This is a genomic window from Streptomyces sp. NPDC054872 (genome assembly GCF_053610705.1).
Window position 1 is genome coordinate 24,771 of sequence record NZ_JBSGYY010000006.1, and the last position, 18,413, is coordinate 43,183.

General features: G+C 68.5%; 15 protein-coding genes and 1 pseudogene. 9 read left to right on the top strand and 7 right to left on the bottom strand.

The features are described from left to right. Positions 1–35: 35 nt before the first annotated feature. The 5 genes from ACWGIH_RS09070 to ACWGIH_RS09090 all read right to left on the bottom strand — a co-directional run bounded on the left by ACWGIH_RS09070 (position 36) and on the right by ACWGIH_RS09090 (position 4,385). The gene (locus ACWGIH_RS09070) at positions 36–1,550 is read right to left on the bottom strand and encodes a glutamate synthase-related protein (protein ID WP_453452231.1); all 1,515 of its coding nucleotides are present in this window, start codon (positions 1,548–1,550) and stop codon (positions 36–38) included. Positions 1,551–1,595: 45 nt separating this feature from the next. Then, positions 1,596–2,345 (bottom strand): AraC family transcriptional regulator, encoded by a 750-nt coding sequence (locus ACWGIH_RS09075; RefSeq protein ID WP_453452232.1) that lies wholly within the window; start codon positions 2,343–2,345, stop codon positions 1,596–1,598. Between the two features lie 59 nt (positions 2,346–2,404). After that, positions 2,405–3,217: a phytanoyl-CoA dioxygenase family protein gene (locus ACWGIH_RS09080; protein WP_453452233.1), complete on the bottom strand. Its 813-nt coding sequence runs from the start codon at positions 3,215–3,217 to the stop codon at positions 2,405–2,407. 109 nt (positions 3,218–3,326) lie between these two features. Further along, positions 3,327–4,037, bottom strand: coding sequence for an alpha/beta fold hydrolase (locus ACWGIH_RS09085; protein ID WP_453452236.1), 711 nt, complete (start codon positions 4,035–4,037; stop codon positions 3,327–3,329). A gap of 135 nt (positions 4,038–4,172) precedes the next feature. Next, the gene (locus tag ACWGIH_RS09090; protein ID WP_453691615.1) at positions 4,173–4,385 is read right to left on the bottom strand and encodes a hypothetical protein; all 213 of its coding nucleotides are present in this window, start codon (positions 4,383–4,385) and stop codon (positions 4,173–4,175) included. A gap of 37 nt (positions 4,386–4,422) precedes the next feature. Between ACWGIH_RS09090 and ACWGIH_RS09095 the strand changes: the two genes are divergently transcribed. The 3 genes from ACWGIH_RS09095 to ACWGIH_RS09105 all read left to right on the top strand — a co-directional run bounded on the left by ACWGIH_RS09095 (position 4,423) and on the right by ACWGIH_RS09105 (position 7,185). Continuing rightward, complete coding sequence (locus ACWGIH_RS09095; protein WP_453691617.1) at positions 4,423–4,902, top strand: hypothetical protein; 480 nt, start codon at positions 4,423–4,425, stop codon at positions 4,900–4,902. Between the two features lie 251 nt (positions 4,903–5,153). Then, a complete protein-coding gene (locus ACWGIH_RS09100) occupies positions 5,154–5,828 on the top strand; it encodes a hypothetical protein (protein ID WP_453448114.1) in 675 nt (224 codons plus the stop codon). Between the two features lie 1,054 nt (positions 5,829–6,882). Continuing rightward, positions 6,883–7,185: a hypothetical protein gene (locus tag ACWGIH_RS09105; RefSeq protein WP_453448115.1), complete on the top strand. Its 303-nt coding sequence runs from the start codon at positions 6,883–6,885 to the stop codon at positions 7,183–7,185. Between the two features lie 229 nt (positions 7,186–7,414). Here the strand turns inward: ACWGIH_RS09105 and ACWGIH_RS09110 are convergent, their stop codons facing one another. Together ACWGIH_RS09110 and ACWGIH_RS09115 are read right to left on the bottom strand one after the other, a co-directional pair. Further along, positions 7,415–7,744: a hypothetical protein gene (locus ACWGIH_RS09110; RefSeq protein ID WP_453691619.1), complete on the bottom strand. Its 330-nt coding sequence runs from the start codon at positions 7,742–7,744 to the stop codon at positions 7,415–7,417. Positions 7,745–7,824: 80 nt separating this feature from the next. Further along, on the bottom strand, positions 7,825–8,409 hold the full coding sequence (locus ACWGIH_RS09115; protein WP_453448117.1) for an SMI1/KNR4 family protein: 585 nt from the start codon (positions 8,407–8,409) through the stop codon (positions 7,825–7,827). Positions 8,410–8,625: 216 nt separating this feature from the next. Between ACWGIH_RS09115 and ACWGIH_RS09120 the strand changes: the two are divergent. The 6 genes and pseudogenes from ACWGIH_RS09120 to ACWGIH_RS09145 all read left to right on the top strand — a co-directional run bounded on the left by ACWGIH_RS09120 (position 8,626) and on the right by ACWGIH_RS09145 (position 18,276). Further along, positions 8,626–10,042: pseudogene (locus ACWGIH_RS09120) on the top strand (NF041680 family putative transposase). A 400-nt stretch (positions 10,043–10,442) separates the two neighbouring features. Beyond that, a complete protein-coding gene (locus tag ACWGIH_RS09125; RefSeq protein ID WP_453448118.1) occupies positions 10,443–10,733 on the top strand; it encodes a hypothetical protein in 291 nt (96 codons plus the stop codon). Between the two features lie 113 nt (positions 10,734–10,846). Next, the gene (locus ACWGIH_RS09130) at positions 10,847–14,617 is read left to right on the top strand and encodes an NB-ARC domain-containing protein (protein WP_453448119.1); all 3,771 of its coding nucleotides are present in this window, start codon (positions 10,847–10,849) and stop codon (positions 14,615–14,617) included. An 839-nt stretch (positions 14,618–15,456) separates the two neighbouring features. Further along, on the top strand, positions 15,457–16,035 hold the full coding sequence (locus tag ACWGIH_RS09135; protein ID WP_453448120.1) for a carboxymuconolactone decarboxylase family protein: 579 nt from the start codon (positions 15,457–15,459) through the stop codon (positions 16,033–16,035). Then, the gene (locus tag ACWGIH_RS09140; RefSeq protein ID WP_453448121.1) at positions 16,032–16,904 is read left to right on the top strand and encodes an RNA polymerase sigma-70 factor; all 873 of its coding nucleotides are present in this window, start codon (positions 16,032–16,034) and stop codon (positions 16,902–16,904) included. The genes ACWGIH_RS09135 and ACWGIH_RS09140 overlap by 4 nt, the downstream gene beginning before the upstream one ends. An 880-nt stretch (positions 16,905–17,784) precedes the next feature. After that, positions 17,785–18,276: a nucleotidyltransferase domain-containing protein gene (locus ACWGIH_RS09145; protein WP_453448122.1), complete on the top strand. Its 492-nt coding sequence runs from the start codon at positions 17,785–17,787 to the stop codon at positions 18,274–18,276. Positions 18,277–18,413 lie beyond the last annotated feature (137 nt).

Here is an 18,413-nt window from a genome sequence, read left to right on the forward strand (position 1 = left end):
ATCTCCGCCTACCCGACGAGGGGGCAAGGACGTGCTCAGGCCGTGAGCAGCTCGGTGATCTCATCGGCGAGCTTGGGGCCGAGCGAGCCCCAGTCGTCCTTGTAGCCGTAGACGCTCGCCAGGCTGCGGGCGTCGTAGTCGCCGTTGAGGATGTCGATGTCGGTGGGGGTGATGAGCGAGGGATGGGCGACGCCGACGGCGCCCGAGACCCTCAGCAACTCCCTGCGCAGGGTGCGCAGGTAGCCCGCGGCCCGGACGGCCTTCGAGGGTGCGTCGATGCCGCGCGTCAGCCACGGATTCTGGGTGGCGATGCCGGTGGGGCATGCGTCGGTGTGGCACTTCTGCGCCTGGATGCAGCCGATGGACAGCATCGCCTCACGGCCCACGTTGACCATGTCGACGCCGAGGGCGAACGCGACGACGGCGTTCTCGGGCAGGCCGAGCTTGCCGGAGCCGATGAAGGTGATGTCGTCGGTCAGCCCGCGCTCGGCGAACACGCTGTAGACGCGGGAGAAGCCCATGCGGAACGGCAGGGACACCGAGTCGGCGAAGATCAGGGGAGCAGCCCCGGTGCCGCCCTCGCCTCCGTCGACGGTCACGAAGTCGACCCCTCGATCACCTCGCTCCATCAGGGTGGCGAGGTCCTCCCAGAAGCCCATCTCCCCGATGGCGCTCTTGATCCCGACGGGCAATCCGGTCTCCGTGGCGAGCAGTTCCACGAAGTCAAGCATCGAGTCCACGTCGTGGAACGCGGTGTGCCGCGACGGCGACGCGCAGTCCTTGCCCGCAGCGATGTCGCGGATCCCGGCGATCTCGTCGGTCACCTTCGCACCCGGCAGCATGCCGCCGAGCCCCGGCTTCGCACCCTGCGAGAGCTTGATCTCGATCGCCTTCACGGGCCCGCTCGCGACCACGGACTTGAGCTTGTCCAGGTTGAACGTCCCGTCCTCGTTGCGGCAGCCGAAGTACGACGTACCGATCTGGAGGACGAGTTCCCCACCGTTGAGGTGGTAAGGCGACAGGCCGCCCTCGCCGGTATTGTGCATCGTCCCGGCCAGCGCCGCACCCTTGTTGAGTGCCGTGACGGCCGCGCCGGACAGCGAGCCGAAGCTCATCGCCGAGATGTTGACGACACTCGCCGGACGGAACGCCCTCGCGCGGCCTCGTGGTCCGCCGAGCACCTTTGCCGAGGGCAACGGCGCCTGCGCGTCGCGCAGATCGGGCAGCCGACCGGCGAACGTGCGGTGCTTCACGTAGGCGTGACCCTGCTCATGCTCGACGTCGTCGTCGGTGCCGAACCCGAAGTAGTTGTTCTCCTCCTTCGCCGACGCGTAGATCCAGCTGCGCTGGTCACGGCTGAAGGGCCGTTCCTCGTCGTTGGACGTCACGACGTACTGCCGCAGCTCGGGGCCGATCTTCTCCAGCAAGTACCTGGCGTGCCCCAGCACGGGGAAGTTCCTCAGCAGTGCGTGCTTCTTCTGCACGAGGTCGCGGGCGGCCACCAGCGCCAACGCCGTGGCGGCTGACGCGCCTATGTTCCGAGCACGCATGAAAGACGTTCCTCTCCTCGACTGGCCGAACCTCACCACGACCGGCTACCCCACGCCAGCGAAATGCCACGGGAGGCCCTGGATGGTCTGTGGTGCCGGTCCGGAGGCAGTGAAGACCGCCCAGGTGCCGGCCGGGACGGCCACCGTGGTCGTGCCCTCAAGGGCGGCCGAGGAGGTGATCACGCCGTGGTAGTAGTCGAGGACAGTGCTTTCGGCGCGGCTGGGGTCCACGCCGTCGCAGACCGCGACGATGCCGTGCGGCTCCTGGTCCGACACCTTCTCCAGGCGCTCCAGGGTCTGCGGATCGATCCCACGGACAAAGTCCATGATCGCCTGGTTCGGTCCCGCATGCACCAGCGGTATCTGGGTCTTGAGTCCGACGAGGGTGAAGTCCGGCTTGTCCACCACGCGGTATCGCAGACTGCTGCTCCCCTCGATGGTGAGACGGAAGGACATCCGGGACTGGGAGGTGAGTGCGGCGCCGGTACGCCGGGCCTCGCCCGGTCCGATGCCGTGCATGGCACGGAACGCCCGCGCGAATGCCTCGCCGGAGCCATAGCCATAACGCACGGCGATCTCCAGCAGCGTGGCGTGCCCCGCGAGTACTTCGGCGCCGGCGAGGGTGAGTCGGCGGCGTCGGATGTACTCCGGCAGCGGCATGCCCGCGAGCGCGGAGAACATCCGGCGCAGGTGGTGCTCCGAAGTGGCCGCGGTGCGTGCCAACTCGGCTACGTTGATGATCTGGTCCAGCTGGCGCTCGATGTGTTCCATGGCCTGGTTCAGCCGCTCCAACATGCCCGTTCTCCTCCCCCTTTTTCACCACCGCCTTGCCCGGTGATGGTCGTGGAGCGCAGCTATCCGGCGCTGTGGCTTGTGCCGTCTCCGTCCGGACCGGGGGTGTCCTGTCCCAGACCTCGGCGGATCGCGATCTCCACGGGTGAGTACGCGCCGTCGGCGCGTTCCAGTGCGTAGGGTGTGGCCGGCAGCAGCGGCGGCTGCGCCATAAAGCGCGGCCGCACTCCGTGGTGTGACTGTGCCGCGTGTACCAGGAAGGGATGGCACAGGAAGACGTCGCCCGGGGACCCGGTGGCAAGGGCGAGTGGCCGGTGGTCGGACGCCGCCACCAGATCGGGGGCGAGGGTCAGCCCGCTCGCCCCGTCCTCTCCGTACTTCTCCAGCACCTTCGGCACGTCGAGGTGCGAGCCGACCCGGATCCGGGTCGGGGCGTCCTGTTCACCGACCTCGCTGAACAGGAACAGCATCAGCAGCGCCCGGCCCTGGGAACGCAGATTGGTGAAGTACCAGCTCTCGCCTTCCGGCAGATAGCTCCCCTCGATGTGCCATCCCGCGTCGCCCGGCTCCTGTTCGTGCGGGAAGCGCAGCGGGAACGTGCCCAGCGAGTAACGCGGCTCCCAGCGCCCCTCGCCAACGAGCAGGTCGTACGCGTGGTGCAGAGCCGGGGAGTTGGGTGCGGCGGCGAACGGCCCCTGCCCCATGCCGGGCACCCAGTGCACGGGCTGCGTCCACGTCGACGGGTCGTTTGGGTCGCAGCCCGTCTCCCGCCACAGCAGCCGCGCGCAGTGCGCGGCCACGCGTGGCGCGACAGCGCCCTCCAACTTCACGAAGCCGTCGCGGAGAAAACGGGATACCAAAGTCGTGTCATCCATGCCCCCATCGTGCGATGGCCTCTGCCCCGATCACCCGACATTCTCCGCACCGCCTTTGTCGGGTGATCACGCGAACGCGGCTATGCGGCGCCCGCTGCCTGCCCGCTGGTCAGGGCCGCCCACGGATGTGGTGTGAGGGGAGTTCGTCGACGAAGTTCTGTATCAGGTACCGCAAGGCAAGGGGGTGTTCGAGGTGCAGGTCGTGGCCTGCGCCGGGGATGCACGCGGCTGTTGCCCCGGGGTGCTGCTGCAGCATGGCTTCGGCCTCCGGTGGAGGGATGATGCCGGACCGCCCCAGGACGGCCAGGACCGGGCACGCGATTTTCTGCCACTGGTCCCAGAAGGAGCGCCGGGCATTCTCGGCTAGTGAGGCGACCATGACGTCCCGGTCGAAGCGGGCCCACCAGCCATCGCCGCGCTCCTCGAGCCCGCCGGCCCAGCCCTCGCCTACCGTGCCGCCGCCGAGGAATGCCACCGCGGCCTCCCGGGTGGGGAACGGTGTCGGCCATGCGTCGAGCCATCCGCCGATGTCGGCCTGCACGTTCGGATTGGGGCCGCCGGGGCCGACTTCGACCAGGACGAGTGCGCACACGAGGTGAGGGTGCGCGGCGGCGGTGAGCAGGGCGGTGTGGCCGCCCAGGGACTGGCCTATCAGGACGGGCTGGTGCAGACCGAGCTGTTCGAGTACAGCGACGACATCGGCGACGTAGGCGCTGCGGCTCACGTCGCGCGGGCGGCGTGGCCCACCCCGGCGACGGTGTGGAACCGGTGAACTCCCGGAACGATAAAGCCTCTTCTCTCTAGCTTCGGAGGTAACCAGCCAGACCGAAGCACCCAAGAAAGAAGAGCCGCGGTAGAACCCTACGACGCCTTGTCTGCCATCGATCCGTTCGCCGCCGCCGCAAGGGCCTTCGACCGCCTGACCGAGGAGTTGGCCGACCCCGCCTCGGCCGCGCTAGCCCGCCACGATCTGGAGGACCCGATCGAGGCGCGGGGCCGCGAACTGCTGCGGCTGCTGCTCCAGGCCCATCTCGACCTGCGGGAGCGGGCCGAGCGCGAGCAGGGGGAACGCGCCGGCCGCCCGGCGGTCCGGGGTGCGGACGGACTGGTTCGCCCGCATCGCGAGGTGGGCCATTGCAGGCGTCTGGCCTGCGTGCTCGTTCGGCACCGTGACCGTGACGCGGACCGCGTGGCGGGGCAGGTCGATGACCAGCGTCCGCCCCCTGGATGCGGACCTGTCGCTACCCGCCGGGCTGCACTCGCACGGCCTGCGCCGCCGCGCGGTTGCCGAGGCGGTGCGCGGTTCCTACGACCAGGCCAAGGAGGCGATCGAGCTGCGGTGCGGGAAGGTCCTGCGCAAACGTCAGGCCGAACACCTGGTCGCCTGCGCGGCCGTTGACATCGACGGCTTCTACGCCCGTCGCGTCCCGGCGCCGTCGACCGCTCCCACGACGCTGGTGATCCAGGTCGACGGCAAGGCCATCGCGATGCGGCCGTCCGGTCTGCAGCCAGCCACGCTCAAGGCGCACAAGCTGCCGGGCGAGCCGGACGTGTGCTCAATGCTGACGTCAGCCTCTGTGTGCCCGCCACCTTCAACACGATCAACTGCTGGGCGCAGGGCATCACACCGTCGTTCATCGTCATCGTCGCCGCCGAGGGCATCGGCAAGAACATCCCGACCGTAGCGATGCCCTGCGATGCCGCGTATGCCACCCATCGCCTTCGGCGTCACAGAACTGCGAGAACACAGCATCACGGTCCTCTACAGCGAGAGAGGCTTCGATCCCAACCCGCCCGGAACAGGATCGTCGAAGGGGTATCAGGCCCCGGGGCCTGCGGGGAACCCCTCCTCCCCCCTCCCGTGGCGGGTGTGACATCCGGCGCGAGCGGATAGGACAGGGAGATGAGGCGTCTCATGATTCCTGCCGTGGTAGCCGTGACCGCCCTCGCTGGCGGCTGCGCCAACGAGCCAAGCGGCTGCGACGCCAAGCCGAAGCTCTCGTCGGCCAAGGGCGAGAAGCGGCCGGTGGAAATCGAGCCGAGCCAACGGCACCCCGGTATCGCCGATTCCGCGTTGGAGAAAGCGCTCCCCTCGCCGGATCTCAAGGCGAAGCCCGTCGAGAAGGTACTCAACCATCTGCGGCAGGAGACGCTGGACATGGCAGGCGTCATCGGCAAGACCGACGCCGGTGAGTGCGAGGGCGAGGTCGTGCAGCCACGCGGCGAGACGGTCCGCTGCACCGTGATCTTCGAGGGCGTGACCGTACCGTGGCTGGTCACCAGCAAGGGGATGACATCGGGCAGCGCCGGCGTATTCAGCCAGGATTTCGTCTACACGGCCCGGCCGCTCAAAACCGTGCACACCGCCCAGTCGGTCTACGACCTGTTTGCCTGGGAGCAGGGGAAGAACGGGACGACAGAAGGCCCTCTGGCGCCGATGGATCCGCGGTGCGACCGGCTGCCGAAAGTCTTCACGGCGGAACCCGGTAAAGGCACCGGCTACTTCTGCCAGGACATCTCGACGAGCTGTACTGACGGCGTGCAGCGTGTGAAGTGGTTTGACCGGGCCATCCATGTGGACAAGCGCGGGCAGTTGTCGTTCCTTGCCTGAGAGCCGTCCCGCAATGATCTTCGGGTGGGTGTCGTCCGGTGCTTCGGCGCGGGCGTCCACGCCGCGGCGGCCGTCCGAGCCGGGGTCGGTGAGCAGGTGGGTGTTGATGCGGCCGCTGCGGTGCTGGGTCCAGGCGCCGATGATGCGGCCGTCGGCCCAGATGGTGGGGCCGATGTTGCCGTTGCGGTCGTACAGGTCGCCGGCGTGGGCGGGCTCGAGGTGGAAGTCGCGCGCTGTCGCCAGCCCATGGCGGTGGGGTCCAGGCCGGGCAGGAGCGCGACCCACAGCTCTGGGGCGGTGACTGGCTCCAGGTCGTCGGGAAGGAGGTAGCCGGTGCCTTCGTCGAGAGCGATGCTCACGGCGCTGGCGGCAGCAAGGGTTCCGGTTGGCCAAGGTGCGGCGGCTGGCGCCGGTGGGCGATGTGGGCGTGTGTCACCGCGTTGGTGGTCAGCTCACTTGCGATCTGCTGCAGGTCCGTGCGGACGGCCTCGGGCACACCCCAGTCCGCGATCATCCGGCCGACGTAGGCGCGGGCTGCTGAGGGAGTGCGCTCGCACCGCCCGCGCGAGCCTTGCCACCACCCGGCGGCAGACGGAGCGCCGCCACGCCGGTGGGGAGGGCGTCACGGACCGGCCCCTCCGGTCCACCCCGCCGTCGCCCACCTCGTCCGCCACGTCCCCCTCGGCGCCGCCGTCCTGGAAGACCTGGAACAGACGGCCCCGCAGCCGCCGTATGGACCCCGCTCACCGCAGACACCGCACCACGTCCCTGGCACGACCTGTAACGGTGAACTGTGGTGACTCATGCCGTAGGTTCCACGAGATTCCCGAACGTGAGCTGCCGTGGGAGAGCGTCGACGTTGCAAGAGTCATGGAGAGCGGGACGGGCCGGTGTGGTGCTCGCTGAGCTGGCGGGTGCGTCCCCTGGCTCACCCGTCACCCCTCAATCTTGAGAGAAGACGAGCGCGCCGCGTTGAATGACGTCCTGGCTCGCTGTCCTGAACTGGATGTCGCGCCCGAACATGTCGATTCCGTCGAGACCGTGAAGGACAGGTATGTCGAGGAGACCGCCCATAGACCGGGCCGAGGAGCAGCTTCAGCATGAGCTGAGCCGTGGACAGCAGCCCCTGACCGACCTGGACTTGGACGAGGTATGGCTCAGGTTCGTACGCTTCGGCTCCCAGCGATTCGACACCGCGGACGCGCCGGACGCTGATGGCCTTCTCTTCCAGTACGGGACTCACCCCTTCGAGGGACCGCCCGTCTTCACGCTGGACCTTGCCCGGCAGTTCGAGATCAACGACGCTTCCGGCGAACATGATCATTACATCCAGCTCCACTGCGAACTTCGATACTAGCCCGTCCCTCAGCTTCGGGACCTGGGGCACTTCGAGTCCTGGTTCTTCCACGACACGGACGACGAACTCGACCGCTGGGCCGACGGCCTTGGCCGCCAAGAATTCTGGACAAGCATCCGCCGCTCCCATCCCCAGCAAATCAGGATCTACCAAGAACAAGTGTGAGCTCAGCTTGTCTTTTAACCCCACCTGGCTCTGCAGATGACTGCTGAGAACAGCGGCGGATACTTTATGGCCAAACTGTGATGGCGGCGGCGGTTGGGATGAGAGTGCCCGTGAGGGAGATGAGCCAGTAGCGGGGTGCGGTGAGTTGGGTTCGGCGGGCGAGGGGCCGGTTGGCGATCCACCAGAGGACGGTGCTCGCAGCGATCATGGGGCCGAAGAAGAGAAGTGCCGCATTCGGACTGTCGTCATGCTCGTTGTTCGGGATTCTCGTCGTCAGCCCCATGTCGGCGAGCGGCCAGTTCGATAGCAGAAACCAGAGCATCAGCATGGGCACGAGGGCTGGGATGCCCAATAGGAGATTGATGCCGAGTGGTGTGCACCAACGTCTGGTCATGGTCCCCCTCGACTCTGGACTGCGACGACGTCGCGGCCCCTTTAGCTTGACCTCTATGGTCTGAGGATCATTTCTGATTCTCAGAGGATCTCCCAGTCCAGTTCGGTCTCGTCGACCGCGACGGGCAGGTAGCCATCCACGGCTCTACCGGTTTCCAGGGCCTTGGCCGTGGCGTCCAAGAGAGCTGGCAGTGACGACCACATAGGGTAAGCGCCGAAGCGGGTTCCCTGCTCGTGGTCGGCCTCCCCAATCCTTCCGCGGCGGTGATGTGGGCGCTGATCGATGATGAGGGTGTCGCCACCACCGTCGGCGGCGAAGGGAATCCAATGGGAGTGCCACCAGGGCCCGAAGTCTCCGTCGGGGTCGCCTTCCTCAGCCCCCTCCAGTTCATCGCGGTAGATCCTCATGCCCAGTTGCCAGTCCCTGGCGATGATCTGCACATTGAGCAGTTTCCAGAACGGGGGCAGCAGGTCGTCATCGCCTGTGCCGTTGTGGCGAAGCAGCGACTCCACCAGAGGCTCGGGAAACGGCTGGCCGATGATCTTTTCGGCTGCCGCGATGTCCGAGCGTTCTGCCGGCGGCTCAAGGGCCGCGAACGTGCGGGGCGCGTGGCGGGCAAGCCACGTCTCGATACGGGTCCAGGACTCGGATATCGACGAAGTCATCCTGAGATCATGTCAGGTCGGTCCACTGCTGAACGGAGAGTTTCAAGCCGGGGTCTGGCCTCGAACAACGCCCCAAACGCGAGCGCTCGTATGAGGATTCCAGGGACGTGAACACGGCCTTCGTCTGATCCTGTAATCCGTTACAGAGGCACTTGACCAGTACGAAAGCCGTGGGGGAATAGTCTGCTGCAACCTGGTATTCAGCGGGATTCGTTCATGGTGGCGTCATGCTTCCGGGACGACTTCTTCCACTGCCTAACCGTGCGTGGAGATACGTTGTTCGAGCTGACCGACGCATTGCTGTGCTCGGACGGGCCGGTGAAGACGCCGGTGGATCTCACGCTGACGGCCGAGCACCGGCGCGCGGGCAGGCGCGATGTACGAAGCCTTGAACAGCGGGACCGTGAATGTGCCGCAGCTGCGGCAGGTGTTGGCTGGGCTGCCGCAGCCCGAGGCGGCCGACGGGCGTCTGGTCCTGGCGGTGGACGTCACCCACTGGCTGCGGCCGGACGCACCGACCATTGCGGACCGGCTGTTCTGTCACGTCTACGGCCGCAGCGGCCGGTCCTCGGACCAGTTCGTGCCCGGCTGGCCCTATTCGTTCGTCGCCGCGCTGGAGGCGGGCCGGACCTCGTGGTGCCAGATTCTGGACGCGCTGCGGCTGGGGCCGGCCGACGACGTCGCCAAGGTCACCGCCGCCCAGGTCCGCCGCGTCGTCGAGGACCTCATCGAAGCGGGGCGCTGGAACGCTGGCGACCGGGACATCCTGATCGTCTTCGACGCCGGTTACGACGCCCCTCGCATGGCCTACCTCCTGGCCGGACTCCCCGTCGAGGTGCTCGGCCGGATGCGAACGGACCGCGTGATGCGTCGCCCGGCGCCCTCCCACGCGGAGTTCAACCTGGCCAATCCCGGCGGCGGCCGCCCACCGAAGCACGGCAAGGAACTCCGCTTCGCCAAGCCCGACACATGGGGCGAGCCCGACGCGGAGACGGTGCAGGGCACCGACCGCTATGGCACCGCTCGAGTGATGACCTGGGACCGCATCCATCCGCGGCTGACCACCCGCTCTGCATGGATCAACCACAGCGGCGAACTTCCCATCATCGAGGGCACATTGATCCGCCTTCAGGTCGACCGGCTACCCGGCGGCCACGAACCACTCCCGATCTGGCTGTGGTCGTCGGCCACCGGCCTGACCGGTGAGGACGTCGACCTGCGCTGGCAGGCGTTCTTGCGCAGATTCGACCTGGAACACACCTTCCGAATGATCAAGCAGACCCTCGGCTGGACTCGACCGAAGCTCCGCACACCCCAGGCAGCTGACCGGTGGACCTGGCTGGTCGTCGCCGCCCACACCCAACTCCGCCTGGTGCGACCGCTGACCGCGGATCTCCGACGCCCCTGGGAACGTCCTGTCGAACCCGACCGGCTCACCCCCGCCCGGGTTCGACGGGGGTTCAGGAACCTCCGCCCGAATTTGCCCTGCCCGGCCCGTGCACCGAAACCCACCAGACCCGGCCCCGGCAGGCCGCTCGGCTCGAAGAACCGGCACCCAGCCACCCGCTACGACGTGGGCAAAACGACCAGGCGACCCGAGACCATCGCCGAACGTGACCAGGCCAGGCCATAAAGAACAAGCTGATGAGAACCCGTCTTTGAACCCCCACGGGCCGCCCCGCGAGGGACCTCCTTGGGCTTCACGCTCCGTGCGGACCCGCAACAGTCGCCCTGCCTTCGGGTGCTCAGCTTCTCTTGCGGAACGTACCCGCCCTGTTTCGCCGACTGGAAACTGCGAGCGAGAAATTGTCTCTGGAGAGCATGCAGGAACGGACCAGCGGGCCACTGGATGATCCGGATGACGGCGGCGTGATTGATGCGTTCGCTGCGTTGCTGCCGGAGCGCGAGTACCCTCCGCTGCTCCTGAGCGTGGAACCACAGCTGATCATTCTCGGCAAGGAAGGTGACTACTGCCCTGTCCCTGCAACATGGGGTGGCAGGAGTGGCAGAAGTACATGAGACCTGAGCATTGTGTGACCAGGAACCACATCGAGGTGTGGCGCCAACGCGTGCTGCCGTCCGTGCCCGAGCGCGTCCGGCTCTGGATGGTGCTGCGTGGCTCGCTCCTGCCGACCCTCGTCTGGACAGGCGTCGCGTGCATCTCGGCCTTCGTCTACGACCCGTCCGTGGCGATGGTCTTGGGCGGACTCTTCGCGCTGTCGTTCGTGGTGGCGTTCGGGCCTCGCAGAGCCGGGCACTCGGTTCGTTGCAGTGTCTACGGTGCGCTCGGCGGAGTACTGGACAAGTCCATGGCCGGTCTCTGAAGTCGGCGGGCGCGCGAGGCGGTCGGCCGCCCAGGAAACTTGGGGCATTTCACTGAGAATGGCGGGTGATGTCGTTACGGTCGCACGCAGGGACGGTGGCCGGGGGTGGGCGCGTGCGTACGAAGGCGTGGGTGTGGACGGCGGTCGTGGTGGCGGGGGCCACGCTCAGTGCCGCACTGGCGCTCCTGCTCGCGCTGGCGGGCAACCCCGCGACAGCCGCGGCCCGTTGGCCCGGGTACCTGGATGAGCTGCGGCAGCATCCGTGGACGTACATGGCCGTCCTCGGTGCGCTCGGCATCGTGGCGGCCGGTGTCATGACATGGCTCCAGGCCCGTCCGCCCGCGGTCGTGAACGATCCGCCGCCCCCGCCGGCGCCGACACTGCCGGAGTGGTTCATCGACCGGGCCCAGATCCGCGCCACCGTGGCGACGGTATGCCGCGGCGACCGTGCCGTGGGCCTCACCACCGCCCTGGCGGGAGCCGGCGGCTTCGGCAAGACGATGCTGGCGCAGGCGGTGTGCGTGAACAGACAGGTACGCAGGCGCTTCCGTTCCCGCATCTACCTGGTCACCATCGGCAGAGACGTCCGCAGTCGGGCAGAGGTGACGGCCAAGGTCGCCGAAGTCACCCGGTTCATCACGGGTGACACGACGGAGTTCGACGACCCCGCTCTCGCAGGCAGCCACCTCGGCCGTCTCCTGGACCAGCGGCCGCGCACGCTGCTCGTCCTCGACGACGTGTGGGAGCACGAGCAGTTGACCCCCTTCCTGATGGGAGGCCGCCGCTGCATACGACTCATCACCACCCGCAAGCCCGAGCTGCTGCCCGCCGAAGCCCGCATCCCGGTCGACCAGATGTCCCGCGCCCAGGCCCAGGCTGTGCTGACCTGGGACCTGCCACCGCTGCCCGGGCCCCTGGTCGACGCCCTGGTCCAGGCAACCGGCCGATGGGCCCTGCTGCTGCGGCTGACCAACCGCTTGATCGCCGAGCAGCACGCCACCGGCGCCGATGCCGCTTCCGCCGGCGAGCGCATCCTCCACCGGCTGCGCGGCAGCGGGCCCGCAGCCGTGGACAGCCCGACCGCCGCCTGGGACCTAGACGACCCAGGCCTGCGCAATCAGCGGGCCCGGGCGTCGATCGAGGCCGCCACCACGCTGCTGCCCGCCGGCAGCCGGCAGCGCTTCGCCGAGCTCGGCATCTTCGCCGCGGGCGAGTCCCTTCCCCTTTCGGTGGTCACCTTGCTGTGGCAGGGTACCGGCGGACTGGACGAGGAGCAGGGCCGCACGCTCTGCCGGGACCTGGAACGCCTGTCCCTGCTCACCCTCGACCAGACGGACGGCGGCTGGATCAGCCTCCATGACGTCATCCATGACTATCTGCGCGGTGAGCTCGGCGCGGACGGCCTGGCCCGCGTCAACCACGCCCTGACCGAGGCCATCGCCACCACCCTGCTCACGGCCCGCCCCCTGGCCCCCGCCCAGCCCGACCCCAGGCACGCCTGGTGGCAACTGACCGACGACTACCTCTTGGACCACCTCATCGTCCACCTCATCGCGGCCGGTCGAGCCTCCCTGGCCGAGGCCGTGGCCGGTGACCTGCGATGGGTGGAGACCCGCCTCGGCCACCGCGGACCCACCGCCCCCTGGAATGACCTCGTCCGCACGGACACCCCCCACACCCGCCTGCTGGCACGCACCCTCTCCCAGGCCGCGCACCTCCTCACCCCCACGGACCCGCCCCACCTCCTCACCGGCGTCCTCCACAGCCGCCTCGACACACATCCCTACTGGCGCCCCCAAGTCACCGCCCGCCACCACGACCCGGCGCAACGCCCCTGTCTCGAAACCGTGTGGCCCCTGCCCGACGCCCCCGCTCCCGCGCTCCGGCGGACCCTCACCGGACACGTCGACGGGGTGTGGGCGGTGGCCGTCGCGCCGGACGGCACGTGGCTCGCCACCAGTGACGGGAGAGTGCGTGTCTTGCGAAGTGACGGCGTCGGCAACGACGGGACGGTGCGGATCTGGGACCTGTCGTCCGGCACCTGCACGGCCACTCTCACCGGCCACCACGGTCGGGTGGGATCGATAGCCATCAGCCCGGACGGCACGTGGCTCGCCACCACCGGCGGCAGCGACTACGCGTTCGAAGGCGACGGGACGGTGCGGATCTGGGACCGGGCGTCCGGCACCTGTACCGCCACGCTCACCGGCAACGACAGCAACCTGAAGTCCGTGGTGATCGCCCCGGACGGCACGTGGCTCGCCACTACCGGCCATGACGACGAGGCAGTGTGGATCTGGGACCCGGTCACCGGTGTCTGCACCGCCACTCTCACCGGCAGGGCCGGTGTGGTGCGTTCGATGGCGATCGCTCCGGACGGCAGATGGCTGGCCACCACCAGCTACCAGGACGAAGCGGTGCGGATCTGGGACCGTTCCACCGGGACGTGCACCGCCACCCTCACCGCACACGCGGGCTGGTTGGGGCCGGTGCAGATCGCTCCGGACGGCACCTGGCTCGCCACCACGTGCGCCGCCGACAAGGCGGTGCAGCTCTGGGACGTGGCCACCGGTACCTTCACCACCACCGTCCCCGACCAGCCCCACAGGGTGCGTGCGATGGCGATAGCCCCGGACAGCACCTGGCTCGCCACCATCGACGGCCGCGGGTCGGTGCGGATCTGGGACCGGGCATCTGGTGCGTGTACGGCGACCCTCACCGGACACCGCGGCCGGGTGGCATCGATCGCCATCGCCCCGGACAGCACCTGGCTCGCAACCGGCGGCGACGTGGACGGGACCGTACGTATCTGGGACCGGGCCACCAGTATCTGCACGGCAACCCTCACCGGGCACCGCGGCAGCGTGGGGGCGATGGCCATCGCCCCGGACGGGGCCTGGCTCGCCGCAGGCAGCGACGGGGACAAGTCGGTGCGGATCTGGGACCGGACCCTCGCCGCCCAGACGTCACAGGACTCCGGCCACCGCAACGGAGTGGCCGCGGTGGCGATCAGCCCGGACGGCACCTGGCTCGCCACCGGCGACGGCGACGGCTTCGGCTACGGAAAGGCGCGCATCTGGGACCGCGCCACCGGCACCTGTGCGGCGACCCTCACCGGACACCGCGGCCGGGTGGGATCCATGGCCATCAGCCCGGACGGCACGTGGCTCGCCACTGGCGACGGCCTCGGGAAGGTGCGGATCTGGGACCGGGCGTCCGGTGCCTGCACGGCCACCCTCGCCGACAACGGCGGCGAAGTGAAGGCGATGGCGATCGCCCCGGACGGCACCTGGCTTGCCGCCGGCGGCGAGGGCGATGAGGCCCTGCGGATCTGGGACCTGGCCACCGCGACCTGCACGTCCACCCTCGGAGGCCATCATGCCAACGTGGAGTCGGTGGCGATCGCCCCGGACGGCACGTGGCTCGCCACCAGCGACAACCTCGGGCGTGTACGGATCTGGGACCGGGCCACGGGAATCTGCACGGCCACCGCCGACCGCGAACTCTTCTCGGTGTACACGCTGGCGATCAGCCCGGACGGCACGTGGCTCGCCGCCGCGGGTGGCCTGTATGACGGCTACAACGACGGAATCGTACGCATAGGGGACCGAGCTTCCGGTGCCTGGACGCATGCCCTGACCGGCCACTGCGGCCGAGTGGGGGCAGTGGCGATCAGCGCGGACGGCATGTGGCTCGCCAGCGTCGGGGGCAGCAAGTACGGCGACGGCGGCGATGGAACGCTGCGCATCTGGAACACCACCACACGCAGCCTCGCGGCCGTCGCCCGAGCCGAATCGGCGCTCTTCTCTTGTGCCTGGGGGCCCACGCACGTCCTGGCAGTCGGTGGACGGCGGGGGCTGTATCTCTTTCAACTGCGGGTCTGACCATCCAAATTGGGTGATACTTATCGGTCGTAGTCAATTCCCGGGCGTTCGCCGGATGCTGAACGGCATGTCACATGACGAGAGAGGGCGACGTCCCCAGGGAAACGACGGGCCGGGGTGGGAACCTCCCAAGGAACCGCCGCCAGGCCCGCCCCGGAACGGGGCGGCGGGGGCTCCGGAGGCCGGCCCCGGACTGGCTCATCGACCCGGTAGCGCACCGTCCACCGATGCCTCGCCCCGTTGGCATGAGGCCGGCTGCGTACTCCGCGTGCTCCATCCCCGTTCGGACCGGCCTGCTGGGACAGAGCCCAGCGCGAAACCACCAAGAGGGATCGGTACCCGGCAGCATGGGTTCTCGCACCAAACCCCCTCACCACATCCTGGAGTCTTCAGGATCGGGCCATGGAGAGCGTAGCCGCCGGGAAGCGTGTCCCGTGATGTGCAGCGCGCTTGCCCTCGTTCGGTCTCGCCCCTTGCGGATGCCCGTGCGCAGTGCGCGCACCACGGGCGGCCGGTAGCGCCGATAGGCTGCGCACCCGGCCCGATCGCCGGCGTAGATCCCTCACCGCTACTGCACAGCCGCAGGACGCTGGCACCGGCAGGTGATCTGGTCCCCCTCCGCCGTTGGGTGCGACCGCTTCCAGGGGCGAGGGGCCGCTGCCCCGGACGCACCCGGCGAGGAGGAATGGCCTTCCATCCGAGGGCACTGTCGTCTGAGAGCGGCCGGGGGCCGGCCTGGACGCGCTGACGATCCATGCGGAGTGGCGAGGGTGGTTGTCACACTCGCGAGCCGGTTGGTGTCTACATGCCAAAGGGTCAAACGTCCAAAGGAGAACACCATGGCGCTACGCGTCCCGAAAGCCGAGCTCCCCGCCGAGCTCCGCGAAAACCTGATCAAGCAGCTCGGTTTTGTGCCCGAGCCCCACGAGGTGCTGTGGAACAACCCCAAACTCGCCCAAGACAACCAAGAGTTTGCAGCCAAGGTGGGCACCTGGGACGCGGCCGACGCGAGCCTCAAGACATTCGCGCACATGGCCGTCGCGGCACAGGTCGGCTGCAGTTGGTGCCTGGACATCAACTACTTCGCGGCACTGCATCAGAACCTGAACCCGGCCAAGGCGAGCCAGGTGCCGCGCTGGCGGGAATCGCAGGTGTTCACGCCATTGGAGCGGGACGTGATGGCATACGCCGAGGCCATGACGAACACGCCGACGACCGTCACCGATGAGCTGTCGGCCAGTCTGCTCGGCCGGCTGGGGCCGGCGGCGCTGGTCGAGCTCACTGTGTTCATCGGCTTCGCCAACCTGGCAGCCAGGTGCAACACGGCGCACGGGATCACTTCGCAGGGCTACTCCGATGCCTGCGAGATCCCGCTGGCCGCGCGTCCCGCAACCTCCGGCGCAGCGCCGACGGCATGAGCCAGGACCCCTTCGTCGCTCATCGCAGCCTGCTGTTCACGGTCGCCTACGAGATGCTCGGCTCCGCGGCCGACGCGGAGGACGTGCTGCAGGAGTCCTGGCTCAGGTGGGCCCAGGTCGACCAGTCGCGGGTGAACGATGCGCGGGCGTACCTGGTCAGGACCGTCACACGGCAGGCGCTCAACCGGCTGCGGACGGTGGCACGCAGCCGCGAGGACTATGTCGGTCAGTGGCTGCCGGAACCGCTGCTGACCACAGCTGATGTCGCCGAAGACGTAGAACTCGCGGAGAGCGTCTCGATCGCGATGCTGACCGTCCTGGAAACACTCGGGCCCACGGAACGGGCGGTGTTCGTACTCCGCGAGGTCTTCGAGGTGCCCTACGGCGAGATCGCCGCAGCCACCGGGAAGTCCGGGGCCACGGTGCGGCAGATCGCGCGGCGAGCACGCCAGCATGTGGCGGCCCGGCGGCCACGGGTGCAGGTGAGCCGGTCACAGCAGCAGGCCGTGGTGGCACGGTTCTTGCTCGCGTTGCGAACCGGGCAGCTGCAGGAGCTGATGGAAGTCATGGCACCGGACGTGGTCTTGATCGCCGATGGTGGCGGGCTTGCGGCCGCCGCTCTGGCTCCCCTCCAGGGGGCCCAGCTCGTGGCGAAGGTACTCACGCGCACGAACCAGGTGGACGTGGCCGCGCTCGCGACGACGGCCGTGTGGCTCAACGGCGCACCCGCGGGCCGCATCGACATCGACGGCAAGTTGGCCACGGCGGTGAGCCTCGTGGTGGAGAACGGGCAGGTCACCCGGGTCTACTTGGTGAGAAACCCGCAGAAGCTGACGAGACTGGACCAACCGGCTGAACTTTCCAGGTAAGCCGGCTGCCGATCCGGCGGTGGCGAGTGTTTTAGGGCGACAGCGCCCAAAACACTCACCACCGCCATCCGGGCCAGAACCCGACGGCGGCCCAAACCCGACGGCGGCCAGGACCCAGGATCAAGGACAGACCCTGTCGAGACACCAGCCACCCCACAGCGGGACACGGCCTCACTCAAACCCCTCCCACCCCTCCTACCGCAGACTCAGGCTCAGTGCGCGGATCGGTGAGACAAACCGCAGTCCGATACGACCAGACAGCTCGAGTCCCGACGGACCACACCATCTCCAGACACTGGCCCAGTCGCACCACATCACCTGAGACCGGGACCACGCCCCCCAGACGGGACCACGCCGCCCGCGACGGGACATCGACACGCCGGTCAACGAGAGAATTCAAGACGGGTTCACGGCGTGGCAGCCGTCGGGATGATCCCCCCCCCCCCCCCCGGCGCGCCTTGATGGTTGTGCACATGGTCCCCCTCCCCGGGCGTGAAAGGCATGGCCGCAACGCCGGCCTGTTCGCCCTGGTGGGGACCTGCCACGCTGGGAACACGGTCGGTATCACCGTCGGCACCCCTCACCGAGACCCCGCCCGGCACCTGCACCGCCACCCATCAGGCAGCGCTGCCCAACCGGACACCGCCGCCAATCCCCCCGCCCAGCGTCGAACCACCGCGACAAACAAACAGGGACCCCTTCGCGTCAAACCACCGCGACAAACAGACAGGGGCCCTTTCGCCCGGCATGCCAGCTCCAGCAGCAGGCACTCACGCCGCACTCCACGCGATCGCCCCCAACCAGGGCCCTGGGCCTGCCTCTCTCCTCCAGCCAAAAACCGCTCGCCGCACGATGCCCGCGCCTCTACCCTGCCCCAGTGATGACAGCTGATGACGTACTGACCGTCCTGGCCCACCTGCAGCGAGCACAGCTGGACATCTGGGTCGGCGGAGGATGGGGCATCGACGCCCTGATCGGCGAGCAGACCCGCAACCACCGCGACCTGGACCTGATGCACCGCCACGACCAGGAACCAGCCGTGCTAGGGGCCCTGGCCGCGGCAGGCTTTGCGGAAAGCCTCGACCACCGGCCCATCCGATACGTCGTCACAGACACCACCGGGCGCGACATCGATCTCCACCCCCTGGTCTTCACCGCCGACGGCGCAGCAACCCAAGCCTCCCCCCAGCCACAACGCCCCTTCCTCTATCCCCCCACATGCTTCGTCACCGGCACCATCCACCAAACACCCGTCCCCTGCCTGTCCGCCACCCAACAGGTCTACTTCCACCAGGGCTACCCACCCTCAGACCGCGACCGGCACGACATGAAACAACTCCGCCACGCCTTCAACATCATCACCCACTTCTAACCCACACCCCCCAACCCAGCCCACACACACCAGCCCGCGGCCAAGGCCGCAGAACACCACCACAGCACCGGGCACGGACTCCGACTGGGGTCAACGGCGCACGCCTGAACTCCCGGCCACCAAGGAATGGACGGGCG

Coding starts and splice junctions, on each gene's coding strand:
- ACWGIH_RS09070 (WP_453452231.1), bottom strand. CDS start 1,550: ATGCGTGCTCGGAACATAGGCGCGTCAGCCGCCACGGCGTTGGCGCTG.
- ACWGIH_RS09075 (WP_453452232.1), bottom strand. CDS start 2,345: ATGTTGGAGCGGCTGAACCAGGCCATGGAACACATCGAGCGCCAGCTG.
- ACWGIH_RS09080 (WP_453452233.1), bottom strand. CDS start 3,217: ATGGATGACACGACTTTGGTATCCCGTTTTCTCCGCGACGGCTTCGTG.
- ACWGIH_RS09095 (WP_453691617.1), top strand. CDS start 4,423: ATGACCAGCGTCCGCCCCCTGGATGCGGACCTGTCGCTACCCGCCGGG.
- ACWGIH_RS09105 (WP_453448115.1), top strand. CDS start 6,883: ATGTCGAGGAGACCGCCCATAGACCGGGCCGAGGAGCAGCTTCAGCAT.
- ACWGIH_RS09110 (WP_453691619.1), bottom strand. CDS start 7,744: ATGACCAGACGTTGGTGCACACCACTCGGCATCAATCTCCTATTGGGC.
- ACWGIH_RS09115 (WP_453448117.1), bottom strand. CDS start 8,409: ATGACTTCGTCGATATCCGAGTCCTGGACCCGTATCGAGACGTGGCTT.
- ACWGIH_RS09135 (WP_453448120.1), top strand. CDS start 15,457: ATGGCGCTACGCGTCCCGAAAGCCGAGCTCCCCGCCGAGCTCCGCGAA.
- ACWGIH_RS09140 (WP_453448121.1), top strand. CDS start 16,032: ATGAGCCAGGACCCCTTCGTCGCTCATCGCAGCCTGCTGTTCACGGTC.
- ACWGIH_RS09145 (WP_453448122.1), top strand. CDS start 17,785: ATGACAGCTGATGACGTACTGACCGTCCTGGCCCACCTGCAGCGAGCA.